Origin of the sequence: Brevundimonas sp. (assembly GCF_016463485.1) — a bacterium.
In the GTDB taxonomy this organism is placed as follows: domain Bacteria; phylum Pseudomonadota; class Alphaproteobacteria; order Caulobacterales; family Caulobacteraceae; genus Brevundimonas.
Genome location: NZ_JAEMRD010000097.1, coordinates 1 through 12931 on the forward strand (window position 1 = coordinate 1; position 12931 = coordinate 12931).

At 68.2% G+C, this 12931-nt stretch carries 13 protein-coding genes; 4 read left to right on the forward strand and 9 right to left on the reverse strand.

Annotated features, from left to right (window positions below; translation table 11 throughout):
- The 7 genes from JHC99_RS13050 to JHC99_RS13080 all read right to left on the reverse strand — a co-directional run.
- Nucleotides 1–364 (reverse strand): NAD-dependent epimerase/dehydratase family protein (locus JHC99_RS13050; protein ID WP_292154816.1); only part of this gene is annotated, 364 nt, incomplete at its 3' end.
- A gap of 94 nt (nt 365–458) precedes the next feature.
- The gene (locus JHC99_RS13055; protein WP_292154817.1) at nt 459–2195 is read right to left on the reverse strand and encodes a CHAT domain-containing protein; all 1737 of its coding nucleotides are present in this window, start codon (nt 2193–2195) and stop codon (nt 459–461) included.
- Nucleotides 2196–2197: 2 nt separating this feature from the next.
- Nucleotides 2198–2926: a hypothetical protein gene (locus tag JHC99_RS13060; protein WP_292154818.1), complete on the reverse strand. Its 729-nt coding sequence runs from the start codon at nt 2924–2926 to the stop codon at nt 2198–2200.
- Nucleotides 2927–2997: 71 nt separating this feature from the next.
- On the reverse strand, nt 2998–3741 hold the full coding sequence (locus JHC99_RS13065; RefSeq protein WP_292154819.1) for a thioredoxin family protein: 744 nt from the start codon (nt 3739–3741) through the stop codon (nt 2998–3000).
- An 86-nt stretch (nt 3742–3827) separates the two neighbouring features.
- Nucleotides 3828–6020, reverse strand: coding sequence for a prolyl oligopeptidase family serine peptidase (locus JHC99_RS13070; protein ID WP_292154820.1), 2193 nt, complete (start codon nt 6018–6020; stop codon nt 3828–3830).
- 152 nt (nt 6021–6172) lie between these two features.
- Nucleotides 6173–8347: a prolyl oligopeptidase family serine peptidase gene (locus JHC99_RS13075; protein WP_292154821.1), complete on the reverse strand. Its 2175-nt coding sequence runs from the start codon at nt 8345–8347 to the stop codon at nt 6173–6175.
- Nucleotides 8348–8501: 154 nt separating this feature from the next.
- Nucleotides 8502–9128: an EipA family protein gene (locus JHC99_RS13080; protein WP_292154822.1), complete on the reverse strand. Its 627-nt coding sequence runs from the start codon at nt 9126–9128 to the stop codon at nt 8502–8504.
- A gap of 138 nt (nt 9129–9266) precedes the next feature.
- Between JHC99_RS13080 and JHC99_RS13085 the strand changes: the two genes are divergently transcribed.
- Nucleotides 9267–9812: a hypothetical protein gene (locus JHC99_RS13085; protein WP_292154823.1), complete on the forward strand. Its 546-nt coding sequence runs from the start codon at nt 9267–9269 to the stop codon at nt 9810–9812.
- Nucleotides 9813–9906: 94 nt separating this feature from the next.
- On the opposite strand, the gene JHC99_RS13090 is transcribed toward JHC99_RS13085, so the two are convergent.
- Nucleotides 9907–10533, reverse strand: a complete 627-nt coding sequence (locus tag JHC99_RS13090) for an isoprenylcysteine carboxylmethyltransferase family protein (protein ID WP_292154824.1) — start codon at nt 10531–10533, stop codon at nt 9907–9909.
- Between the two features lie 36 nt (nt 10534–10569).
- A complete protein-coding gene (locus tag JHC99_RS13095; RefSeq protein ID WP_292154825.1) occupies nt 10570–11160 on the reverse strand; it encodes a hypothetical protein in 591 nt (196 codons plus the stop codon).
- A gap of 282 nt (nt 11161–11442) precedes the next feature.
- Here JHC99_RS13095 and sdhC point away from each other — a divergent pair, with 282 nt between their 5' ends.
- The 3 genes from sdhC to JHC99_RS13110 form a co-directional block, all read left to right on the forward strand.
- Complete coding sequence (gene sdhC, locus JHC99_RS13100; protein WP_292154829.1) at nt 11443–11820, forward strand: succinate dehydrogenase, cytochrome b556 subunit; 378 nt, start codon at nt 11443–11445, stop codon at nt 11818–11820.
- Nucleotides 11817–12221, forward strand: coding sequence for a succinate dehydrogenase, hydrophobic membrane anchor protein (sdhD, locus tag JHC99_RS13105; protein WP_292154826.1), 405 nt, complete (start codon nt 11817–11819; stop codon nt 12219–12221). Before sdhC ends, sdhD begins: the two co-directional genes overlap by 4 nt.
- 7 nt (nt 12222–12228) lie before the next feature.
- A partial coding sequence (locus JHC99_RS13110; RefSeq protein WP_292154828.1) for an FAD-dependent oxidoreductase occupies nt 12229–12931 on the forward strand: 703 nt, incomplete at its 3' end.

The window sequence follows — 12931 nt, forward strand, 5'->3', positions numbered from 1 at the left end:
TGATGTTGTTGTCGACGGTGTAGAGCTTGTGCCGCGCCGACTTCATCGAATAGGGAGCGGCGCGCTGCTCGGCGAAATGAACGATGCTGTCGGGGGCTTCCTCGTTGATCAGGGCGACCAGCCGGTCGAATTCCTTGCCCACCGTCATGTTGACGAAGCCGATGGAGCGGCCGGTCAGATCCTTCCACGCGGCGATCCGTTCGCCCATGGGCCGGATCGGGGTCAGGGACTGGACTTCCAGTTCGTTGTCGATGTTCCGGCGACTGAGATTGTCGACGATGGTGACGTCCCAGCCCCGCGCCGAAAGATGCAGAGCTGTCGGCCAGCCGCAGAATCCGTCGCCCCCCAGAACCAGAACCTTCATCGGGCCGCCTCTTGTCGTTTCACTTCCGACGTCCTGACTAGCCCATGCGCATGATAGGGCAAAGCGGCGCTGTTCGCCGCCCTGTCCGAACGCCTCAGCCCGGTTCGCCGACCAGGGTGAAGGGAGCCCAGAAGGCAGGGTGGGCCCACAGGCGGTTGGCGCGGACGGCCTTCATTCCCGTCTGGAGCGCCTTTGCGCGGTCGCCGATGTCGGCACCGGGGGCGTCGAGGGCGGCGAAGGTGTCGGCGATCAGTTCGGTCGTGGCCACGTCCGACACCTCCCAGTGGGACACCAGCACCGACCGCGCGCCGGCATAGAAGAAGGCGCGGGCCAGTCCCGACAGACCCTCGCCGCCGGGTGTGCCGTCCGAGGCCGCAGTATTACAGGCCGACAGGACCACGAACTCGGCCCGCAGCCGCAGCTGGGCCGCCTCCGACGCGCTCAGATAGCCGTCGTCGGCCTCCGTCGCGGTCTCGGGCGGTGTCAGGACCAGACCGGGCTCGGACACGGTGGACCCGGCCATCAGGCCGTGGGTCGAGAAGACGACGAAGCGCGACTGGGACAGGGCCCCGGTATCCCCCTGACGGACGGCGGTCTCGGTGGCGGCCGCGCCGGTGCGCACAAGGGCGCGGGGATAGCGGGATTTCAGGGTGTCGAGCTCGGCCTTGGAGCCGGGCAGATAGGGCAGCGCGCGCAGCTTGGCGACATCGGCCAGCCGCCCCTCGCCCATGACGCCGTCGGCGGAAGGCGCGCCGCGCGAGCCGTTCTGGGGCGCTCCGGCCAGGATCGGTGCCCCAAAGGCGGCCATCGAGAACCCTCTCGTCGCCGCCTGGCGTGTCGAGGCCTGGGCGGTGCCCGCCATCGGCGGACACCCCGAGGAGCGCTCGGCCGGATCGGCGACCAGATAGCAGCGCAGGGCCTTCAGGCTCGACACCGACGGCAGGGTGGCCAGGGCGTAGCGGTCGATCAGCCAGTTGGTGGTGGAAAAGGCGTCCGGCCCGGTGTCGGATCCGATCGGGGCCTCGGTGGCCAGCACCGCCAACGGCAGGGTCGTCAGGGCGCCGGTGACGACCGTGATCAGGGTCGTCTTGCCCTCGAACACGCTCTCAACCGGCTGGACCAGCCTGGTATAGAGCCGGTGCGCCTCGGCCCGGTCAAAGGCCGTCACGGGCCGGCCCGCGAAGATGGCCGGGTCGATGCCGGGATCGCTACGCGACGCCGCCGTGGTCAGGGAGGCGCGCAGCTTGGCCACCGAAGCGGTCATGGCCTCCTCGCCCAGGTCCTCGGCCCGCGCCCATTCGATCCGGTCGCGCGACACACCCCAGACATAGGTGGCCTCGGGGTTCACCAGCACCAGCAGCAGGCCCTCGTCGGGCTTGAGCAACCCTTGGGCCTCGATCACCGACAGGGCGCGCGGGCTCGTCAGTTCGGAATAGGCAGGAAACCGCGCCTCGATGTCGGCATCGACCGTCTTCAGCCGGGCCAGCGTCGTCTCATAGGTGGTGCGGGTGGCGGCGCGCTGGGTCTGGCCGTCGGCACCGTCCACCGCATAGAGCCGCTCCAGTTCCCGCTCCAGCCGGTCGCGCGTGGTGATCAGGGTCTCGCGCTCCTCGGCCAGCCGACCCAGGGCGTCGTCCCCTTGCGCGAACCGGGCGGAAACCTTGGCGAGGGCGTCAGCGGCGTCGGACGCGATGGCCCACTGGGCCGCCTCGAAGGCCTCGGCGCGCAGGGATTGCGGCGTGTCGTCGGTGCGGGCGGTCGCCGAGGCGGACAGGCCCGCGACCAGGGCCATGCCCGCGACGACGGCGGTCAGTCTGCGCCAGACAGCCATGCTCAGTTGCTCAGGATCTGGACCTTGGTCCAGACCGCGCCCCGGTTGACGATGTCGATCCTCACCTTGCCCCCCTGGCGTCGCTGGACGGTACAGACCGGATAGTGGTCGCCGAAACCGTCCTCGCACACAAGCGCCCCGCCCTCGTCGCGTACCGACATGTCGATATTGGTGTCGCCGTCACCGATGGCGGCGACCCGCAGCACCTCGCCGCCGCGCGCCTCGACCTCGAACCCATAGGTTTCGCGCGCCTTGATCTCGCGCACCTGGAAGATCGGGCCCTGGCCGAAGGGCGAGGACCGCACGCCGCGCGTGCCGGTGCGAAGCCGGGCGATGGCGTCCAGCACCCCCTGGCTGCCGTTGGCAAAGGTCGCGGCCTCGTCCAGCAGGCGATCCGGCGTCAGCACGGCCTCACCGGCGTCGGCACCGGGACGGGTCGGGACCTCGGCCAGAATACGGGCGGCCATGATGAGGGCACCGGGATCGGAATGGGCCCGGCCCCAGGCGGCGACGTGGGCGGCGGTGACGATCTGGGTCACCCCCTCGGCCTCGGGCGAAATGGTCATGAGTGCGTCTGCCTGGACCGGTTCGGCGACGGTGCGCGATCCGGCCGCACAGGCCACGGCAAGGCCGGCCATGAGCACACAGGCCAGCGTCGGCAGGGGGCGCAGGCGCGCAAAGGTCTTCATCATCGTTCCCCACAGCCGGGTCGGGACAAGGATCGGCCGCATCCGATCACTCTGAACCCAAAACGGTTTTCAGGGAAACTGACCGAACGTGATCGGGCGAACGCGGGTTCGGATCAGAGGGTGGCGGCCGTCAGGATGCGGCGATCGGCCCTTGCCTGGACCAGAACCGCAACCGCCTCGCCCGCCTCGGTATCCGGCAGATCATACAGCACCGGTCGCCCGGTCCATGCCCCCAGCCGGCTCAACGACCGGACCACATTGACGTGGCGCACGACCCGGCCCCGGTTGTCGCCACCGTTGACGGTCACGCTCTGCGGGCCTGGGCGATAGGTGACGGCCCAGACCTCGGCACCGCCCTCGGGCGCGGTGCCCGATCCGACGCCGACGCGGTCCCCGGCTTCCCGGAACTCGACCTGGGGCGGAAAGACCCGGCGCTCGGCCTCCTGATCGACGGCTCGCTGCACGTCGGCCCGGCGCACGCCCGACAGCTGGCGACGGCCGTCGATAATGACCTGAGGCGTATAGACCCCGCGCAGCCGCATGGCCTGCAGATAGGCGCGCTGGCGCTGGGCGAACTCGGGCCGCGCGAAGGTGTCGGGCCAGCCCAGATAATCCCAGTAGTCGACCGCATAGGTCAGGGCGATCACGCCGGGCTCCTGCGCCAAAGCCTCGACCACCCGGTTGGCGGCGGGACAGCCCGAACAGCCCTGGGCGGTGAACAGCTCGACCACCACGGGCTCGGCGGGTGTCGCGCGCACGGGCGGACGCGTTGGGGTCACAGGCTGGGCCGAGGTGCCCACAGACACGGCGCCGGCGGCGAGCACTGCTCCCGCGATGATCCAGCCCTTGAAACTCATGACCGGAACCGTAGCGGAGCGGTTTGATCACCGCCCCTCATATTCGCGTGAGAAGAAGATCCTCACCTTGCGCGTGAGGATTCTCTTCAGTCCATCAGCTGCTGGCTCAGATAAACGTAATGCCTCGCCCACCGCCTCGCGTTCGCCACCGGGTCGGCGTCGTTGGAGTGACCGCCGGAGGTCTCCTCGTAGTAGAGGTGGTCGTAGCCCATCTGCCCCAGACGGGCGGCGAACTTCCTCGCATGGCCGGGATGGACGCGGTCGTCGCGGGTGTTGGTGGTGATGTAGAGCCGGGGGTAGCGCGCCCCCTCGCGCAGGTTCTGATAGCCGGAATAGCGGGCGATATAGGCGGCTTCCTCGGGGATGCGCGGGTCGCCGTATTCGCCGATCCAGGACGCTCCGGCCGGCAGGTCGGGATAGCGCAGCATGTCGATCAGGGGGCTTTCGATCACCGCCGCATTGTAGAATTCCGGGTGCTGGGTGATCGAGACGGACGTCAGCACGCCGCCGTTCGACCGGCCATAGATGCCCAGGCGACGCGGCGAGGTGATGCGGCGGGCCGAAAGGTCGCGGGCCACGGCGGCGAAGTCGTCGAAGGCGCGCTGGCGGTTTTCCTTGAGCGCCGCCTGGTGCCAGGCAGGGCCGAACTCGCCGCCGCCCCGGATGTTGGCGATGACGAAGGCCCCGCCGTTCTCGAGCCACAGCCTGCCCATCTCGGGCTTGTAGGCGGGCGGAAAGGCGATCTGGAAACCGCCGTATCCAAACAGGATGGTCGGGGTCGATCCGTCCATCGGCGCGGCGATCGGCCGGACCAGGAAATAGGGCACCTTCGTCCCGTCGGTGGAGGTCGCCTCGAACTGTTCGACGACATGCTTGGACGCATCGAACCGGGCCGGCGAGACCTTGATCCGGTCGGCGGTGGCGGCGGTCAGGTCGGCCAGGGCCAGGGTGGACGGCGTCAGGAACCCTTCGAAGGTATAGAAGACCCGCCCCGTCTTGCGCGCCACGTCCCCCAGATGCACCGCCGCATTGTCGGCGGCGGGCAGGATCGTCGAGGTCCAGGGCCGGGTGGCGTTGTTGTTGAAGGCGATGATCCGGCCCTTCACGTTGTCGTTGACGACCACGACGATCTTCTCGTCCGTGACCGCCACGTCCTCGATCGACTGGCGCGCATTGGGGGTGAAGACGACGTCGGCCTCGGTCGAGATGAACAGGTCGCCGGTGCGGGTCGGCGGCCGCAGGGTGTTCAGGGTCACCGCCATCAGCGAGCCCGCGGTCCGCTTCTGGCCCTCGCGCCGGGTCCAGTCCTCGTCCAGGGTGAAGACCAGCCGCTTGTCGATCATGCCCCGGATCGAGATCCGCTCGGGCAGGACCAGCTTGATCATGTTCGACCCGTCCAGCATCCAGGTCTCGGCGCGGTAGGTGTCGAGCGGCCGGTTGACCAGCACGCCCAGGATATTGCCCTCGCCGTCGCGATAGACCGCCGGACTGACGCCATAGCCGCCGTCGGTGGCCGCGCCCCGGAACATCTCGCCGGCGTCAGCCAGAGTCCCGCCGCGGCGCAGGCCCTTGACGATGAAGGGATAGCCGCTTTCGGTCAGGGTCGGCTTGCCGTCCTCAAGCCCGAAATCGGTCGCCACAAGGATCGTGCCGCGATCCAGCCAGGCGATGCGATGCTTGCCTTCGGGCAGGACGAAACCGTTGTTGGTGACGAAGCCCTTGGCCACGGTGTCGAATTCGCGGACCACCACGGCGTCCTTGCCGCCGTCGGACAGGGAGATCAGGCAGCGGGTCTCCTGGGGGGCCAGGCACTGCGCGCCCTTCCAAACCCAGTCGCGCCCTTCCGCGGCTGACAGGGCGTCGATGTCGAGCAGGGTCTCCCACTCGGGCGTCGCCGTCCGGTACGAGGCGAGCGTCGTGCGCCGCCAGATGCCCTTGGGGTGCTCCGCGTCCTGCCAGAAATTCCCGATGCCGTCGCCGAGGAAGGTGGGTGACGGCGTCCGGTCGGTGGCCGACAGGATGTCGAAGGCCTGCTGGCGGAAGGTTTCGTAGCGGGGGTCGCCGGTCAGGGTGGCGAGGGACTTCTCGTTCTCCGACGCGACGAAGGCCATGGCCTCGGTGCCCTCGACCTCCTCCAGCGCCAGGTGATCGTCGGCGGCGCGGACGCCGGCGGGGGACAGGTCCGTGGGCATGTGCGGCGGGCGGGATTGAGCGAGGGCCGAGGTGGCGAGACAGCTTATCGCCGCGATGGACAGGATGGCCTTGGTCACCGAACGCATCTTCAAACTCCGCTCATCCCGGCGAAAGCCGGGACCCAGTTCTGTGGGCGATCGGCGCCACCGAGTCCGCGCTGATGTCGATCCCGGACGCTCCGTGCCTCAGCGAAAGCACTGGGTCCCGGCTTTCGCCGGGATGAGCGGTGAGGGGCAGCCTATTCCTGCGCCGGTGAATCCATCAACCGCCGCGTCAGATAGGTATACTCCAGCGCCAGCCGGCGCGCGGTTTCACGCAGATTCGCCCCGGCGGCGTGTCCACCGTCGGTGTTCTCGTAGAAGAGCACCGGATAGCCCAGCTCCTCCAGCCGCGCCGCCGCCTTGCGCGCATGGCCCGGATGGACGCGGTCATCCTTGGTCGAGGTGTGGATGAAGACCTCCGGATAGGGTCGCCCCGCGCGCAGGTTCTGGTAGGGCGAATACTGCTGGATCCAGGCGCGTTCGACGGGCACGTCCGGATTGCCGTACTCCGCGATCCACGACGCCCCGGCCAGAAGCTTGTGGAAGCGCAGCATGTCGAACAGGGGCACCTGGATGACGGCGGCGTTGATCAGGTCCGGCCGCTGGGTCAGCATCGCCCCCATGAACAGGCCGCCTTGCGAGCCGCCCATGATGCCGAGCTTCGGCTGGGACGTGATGCGCCGCGCCTCAAGATCCAGGGCCACGGCCTGGAAGTCCTCGTGGGCCCGCTGGCGGTTCTCCTGAAGCGCCGCCTCGTGCCACTTCGGTCCGAACTCGCCGCCGCCCCGGGTGTTGGCGATCACATAGACCCCGCCGCGTTCCAGCCACAGCTTGCCGACCGTGGCCGAATAGCCGGGCAACAGCGAACTCTCGAACCCGCCATAGCCGTACAGGATGGTCGGGTTCGACCCGTCCATGGGGATGTCGTCCTTGTGGACCACGAAATAGGGGATTTTCGTCCCGTCGGCCGAGGTCGCCTCGAACTGGTCGACGCGCATTCCGGTGGCGTCGAACTTGGCGGGCAGGGACTTGATCACCTCGGCGCCCGTTCCGGCCGCATCGGCCAGATACAGGGTCGAGGGCGTCAGATAGCCCGAGACACTGACGAAGACGCGATCGTCGGTGTCGGAGCCCGACCCGACGCCGACCGTGACGTTCTCGGGCAGGGCCATCCGTTCATGGCTCCAGTCCGACGGATCATAGACCTGAACCGAACCCCGGACATTGTCGTACAGGGCGACGATCAGGCGGTTCCGCGTCGTGCCGATGCCTTCGATCGCCTGACGCTCGGTCGGGCGGATGACCAGTTTGGCCTCGACCTTCGGATCGGCCAGCCAGGCGTCGAGGGTCCAAGCGATGACGTCGCCGGTCTTGAAGGCCTGGCCCGAGGGCGCGGTCCAGTCCTGCTTGATCGAGACGACCAGTTGGCCGGAGACCAGACCGTTGATGTCCGACTTGGCCGGCAGATCCAGCTTGCGCGTCGTGCCGTCGGAGTTCAGCAGCCAGGTCTCGCTTTCGTAGAAGGAGACGCCGCGATTGATCAGGACGGCCTTCACCGCTCCGTCGGCATCGCGCAGCGTATAGCCGCTGACCGAAACGTCGGTCGGTTGTCCGGTGAAGATCGTCTCGGCCTGATCGATCGACTGGCCGCGCTTCAGCCGCTTGACCACCATGGGATAGCCCGAGGTCGTCAGGGTACCGGGGCCGAAATCGCGCGAGACCAGCAGGGTGTCGGCGTCGATCCAGGCCGCGCCGCCCTTGGATTCCGGCAGGACGAAACCGCCTTCGACGAAGGTCTTGGACACCGCGTCGAACTCGCGCAGCACCACCGCGTCCTTGCCGCCGTCCGACAGGGAGACCAGGCACAGCCGTTCCTCGGGGGCCAGGCAGTTGGTCCCTTTGTAGACCCAGTTCTTGCCCTCGGCGGTGGCCAGGGCATCGATGTCCAGGATCGTCTCCCACTCCGGCGTCGCGGTGCGATAGCTGTCGACGGTGGTCTGGCGCCACAGGCCGCGCACGTGCTCCGCGTCCTGCCAGAAATTGCTCAGGGTGCCGTCGCGGTTCCAGCCCACGGCAGGGATCCGGTCGCGGGACTGGACGATGTCCAGCGCCTGCTGGTGCAGCCCCTCATAGCGCGGGTCGCCCTGAAGCACGGCGAAGGTGCGGGCGTTGTGCGCATTGACCCATTCCATGGCCCGCGCCCCGTCCACCTCTTCCAGCCACAGATAGGGGTCGGTTGCGTCCGAGGTGGCGAAAGCCCCCTCCGCCAGCGTCGGATTGGGCGGGGTCGGCGCCGAACCTGCGACTTGGGCCATGGCAAAGGTTCCCATTGCGACGGAAAGGGCGGCGGCGGAGACGAACGAACGGATCATGCAAAGCTCCGGAACTGGGGGAGCCGGCACCTTAGAGACGGTCGTGCGAGCGGCAAGCGGCGGGGCCAGAACCTTACCGATTTGTCACATGTCCGGGCTCGCCTGGGAACGGGGCCGTTGGGCCCCGCCAGACGCCGTATTTTCGCCTCGGAACCTAGAAGGGCAGGATGTTCCGCTGGCGCGAGTAGGCCATGGTCCCGACGTTGGCACCGAGCCGCAGGCCCACGCCGGTCCGCACGGGGGCCAGGACGATGCCGTCGGCGCGCTGGTAGTTCACGCCCAGGCCACCGATCAGATAGGCGGAACCCTCGACGCCGGGGTAGCGACGGTAGATCGCGTCCGGCGCATACAGGCCGTAGCAAAGGGTGAAGACCCGGGACGCATTGCCCCCGACGTCCCAGCCGATCGAGATTCCCTGCCAGAAGACGTCCTGGGGCGCGGCGCCGTCCTTCATGTGCAGGGCGCCACGACCGTAGCGGAGGCCGATGCCCGCGGCACCGGCGCCTTCTTCGCCCGCGATATAGGCGGTCGGGCGGTCGCCCTGGTCGGCGAAGATGCGTTCGATGACGGAGCCCATGCTCTCGGCGGCGATGCCCAGTTCGCGCGAGCCGGCGGCGACCAGTTCGTCGGCGGTATAGGCAGGGGCGGCCCCGTCCGAGGATATCGGATAGGCGGGGTCATTCGGCTGGCGGCCGGTCGAGGCGCAGGCGCCCAGACCCAACGGCAGGGCCGAGGTCGCGGCGACGGCGAGACCGGAGCGGATCAGATTGCGGCGATGCATGAGAGGTCCCCGAGGAAATAGCGTTCGCCCGTCGTCGCGGGCCTGAAACCCAGCCTGCGCGGGTTTTGAGTCAGCCTTGCGGCGACGAGGTTAACGAGAGGTTGCCGACGCAGGCCTGCGAACCCGCTATGAGGCCCCATGGACCTGCCCCTGATCCCCGGCCGCGAATGCGGGCCTTGCGTCGAATGCTGCCGCTTCATCCCGCTGGACCTGCCCGAACTGGCCAAGCCGACCGGGTCGCTGTGCGGATACTGCGTCGACGGCGCCGGCTGTTCGGTCCACGCGGTGCGCCCGCAGACCTGCCGGACCTGGTTCTGCGTCTGGCGGGTGGTCGAGCTGTCCGACGCCTGGCGACCGGACCGCAGCGGGATCATCGTCCGTCCCGACGGCCTGACCACCGGCGAGATCACCCTTTATGTCGTGCGCCGCACCGACTTCCTGACCGGCGACGAACTGTTCGACACGGTGGCCCAATGGTTGGCGGAAGGGCTGCGGCTGGCGCTGAGCGTGCCAGGCCCGGTCGGAACCCTGCCCGTGCGGGCCGAGGTCACCGACTATCTGCTGCCGGCCGTGGCGGCGGGCGATACGGCGCTGTTCGATCGGCTGATGACGCGGTGCCTGGACAGACTCGCCGCCCACGCCTTCGAGCCGGACGGCATCGAGACGCGCTATGCGGTGGTCTAAGGCGCGCTCAAGCAGCGAGCGACCGCAAAGCCTGTCCTCGGGCGGATCGGAGATCCGACCCGGGGGCGAGCGTTAGCGCCCAAAAAAGTGTGCCTTACCAGACGCCCGGGATCAGGCGGAACCGGACCTTCTTGGCATGCTCCTGATAGGCCGGGTCGCGCATCAGGATGGCTTCTTCGGAATAGATGCGGACGATCTCGAAGCCGAGCCACAGGGTCAGCAGGACCGCGTTCCACACCGAAGGGTTCAGCATCAGCGTCCCCGCATAGGCGATGACATAGCCCAGATACATCGGGTGGCGGACGACGGCATACAGACCCGACCGCTTCACGCCCCGGTTGGCGGCGATCAGTCCGAACGAACGGCGCAGCGACAGCTTGGCCCCCATGGAGATAAGGAAACCCACGGCCAGAAACACCGCCCCGGCGGAAAGTCCGCCCGAGGCCGGGATCACCAGCATGGGCAGAAAGGCACCGAGCGCCCCGGTCAGCCAGTCCATCGGCCGGGCGCTGATCTGTTCGGTCGGGCGGCGCAGCAGCACCATGGCCGCGATCAGGCCTTCGGACGCCAGGAACATGATGTTGGCGGGGGTGGTTGAAAGGCTGGCGGCGAAACGCCACACCAGCCAGCCGTACAGGACCAGCATGGCCACGCGCTCTCCAGCGTCGAGCCAGCGATGCAGGCGGAAGCGGCGGTCGTCGGGAGCGGCGGCGAGTGTCATGGCCGCCATCTCTGGCACGATCGTCTTGCTGTGAGATTAAGGGGCCCAGCCCGAAGGACGCGTCAGGGTCACGGTGCGCGCCTCACCCAGTCCGGTCAGTTCACCGATCCAGTCCGCTCCGTCCGGATGCAGCCGAAGGATCAACGTGTCTGTGCCCAGTGCGGCGGTGATGGTGCGCGCGCCATCCCCGGCCGATACGACCTCGACCGGGGCCGTGCGGTCCGACCGTGCGGGACGCAGCGCGCCCTCGACAGGTCCTGCCCCGTCATCGCTCAGCACCAGATCCAGCACGGGGCGGCCCTCGGCATCGACCACGCGCCACAGGCCGTCGAGCCCGCCCATCCGCGCATTCTGGCGCAGGCGCGCAGCCTCGACCCCTTGCTGATAGCTGAGCTCGGCCGGGGTGCGGCGGCCCTCGTAGTTGTTGCGATAGGCCTCGACCGCGACCGGAGCGGTAATCGGCCGTCGGTGAATCGAGGCGTCGGCGTCACCCTCCGCGATCTGGCGGCCGAAGTTGGAGGGGGGTTCATAGGGTCGAACGACCGGTGGCACATAGACCTCGGGCCGCGCTGTCCAGGCGCGTTCCTGTCCTGAAAGCCCCGCGAGCATGACGACGAGCAGCAGCATGTCGCCAAACTGTCGCGAGACAGGACTCGTGGCTAGTGCCGATGCGCAACACGCGAAAACGTGATCGGTTCCGGTGTTCTGCAAGATTTTGCGCCGCAGTGCACAAGGGTCGCGTTGACACCGGCCCGCACGCGTCCGTAAAGCCTTGCCACCTGCCCGGGCGACTGAATTCGCTGGGTTTTGAGAACGATTCGCATGACGAGCTCGAACGACCCTACCCTCCGAAAGAGCGAGGGCAACCTGACCGGTTTTGTCCTTCAGCCCAACGGCCGCCCCCGCCCTATGTCGCCGCACCTTCAGGTCTGGCGCTGGCACGTCACCATGACGGCCTCGATCCTGTTCCGCGTCACGATCGGGGCCGCGACCGTCGCCGCCGCGATCCTGGTCGCCGGTCTGGGAGCCCTGGCCTTTGGCCCCGACGCCTATGCGACGGCCCTGGGCCTGATCGGATCGCCCTTGGGACTGCTGGTCGGGTTCGGCCTGACGGTGGTGCTGTTCTCCCTGTTGCTGAACGGCGGACGCCACCTGATCAACGACGCCGGCCAGGGCCTGACGATCGCGCCGGCCAATCTGCTGTCCAACATCGCCGTCTGGGGCCCCGTGCCGCTGGCGGTGCTGTTCTGGGTCCTGTTGTTCGCTTCGGAGAGGGTTTCGCTGTGAGCGGTGCGGCCAAGTACAAGAACGGCGTCCGCGTTTCGGAACGCCACGGCGCGGGCGAATGGACCACCGAGAAGGTCCTGCTGCTGCTTCTGATGCCCCTGGGCGTCTGGGTCGCCTCGAGCGTCTTCACCCTGACCGGAGCCGGCTATGACGCCACCCGGGCCTGGTTCGCCAACACCTTGAACGCGGGCCTGGCGATCGTCACGGCCATCGTGTTCTTCGGCTTCGCCAGCCTGGCCTGGAAGGTCATCGTCGAGGACTACATCCACAAGCCGGGGACCAAGACCCTGCTGCTGGCCCTGCTGAACATCGTCTTCCTGGCCCTGACGGCGGCCAGCGTCTTCTTCATCGTGCGGCTGGCGCTGGGATCCGCGCCGCTGCCTGCCGGTTTCGGAGCCTGAACGCCTGATGGCTGACTACAATCTGATCGATCACGAATACGACGTCGTCGTCGTCGGTGCCGGGGGCTCGGGCCTTCGTGCCGCGCTCGGTGCCGCACAGCAGGGCCTCAAGGTCGCGTGCGTGACCAAGGTCTTCCCGACCCGCTCCCACACCGTGGCGGCGCAAGGGGGGATTTCCGCCTCGCTCGGCAACATGGGCGAGGATTCGTGGAAATGGCACATGTACGACACCGTCAAGGGGTCGGACTGGCTGGGCGACCAGGACGCCATCGAATACCTGGTCCGCGAGGCCCCCAAGGCCGTCTACGAGCTCGAACACTGGGGCGTGCCGTTCAGCCGCACCGACGAGGGCAAGATCTATCAGCGCGCCTTCGGCGGCATGACCCGCAACTACGGCGAGGGCCCGGTGCAGCGCACCTGCGCCGCCGCCGACCGCACCGGCCATGCCATCCTGCACACCCTGTACGGCCAGTCGGTGCGTCGCGAGGTCGAGTTCTTCATCGAGTATTTCGCGCTCGACCTGATCATGCAGGACGGGGCCTGCACCGGCGTCACCGCCTGGAAGCTCGACGACGGCACGATCCACCAGTTCCGCGCCAAGCTCGTGATCCTCGCCACCGGCGGTTACGGCCGGGCCTATTTCTCGGCCACCTCGGCCCACACCTGCACCGGCGACGGCAATGCCATGGTGCTGCGCGCCGGCCTGCCGC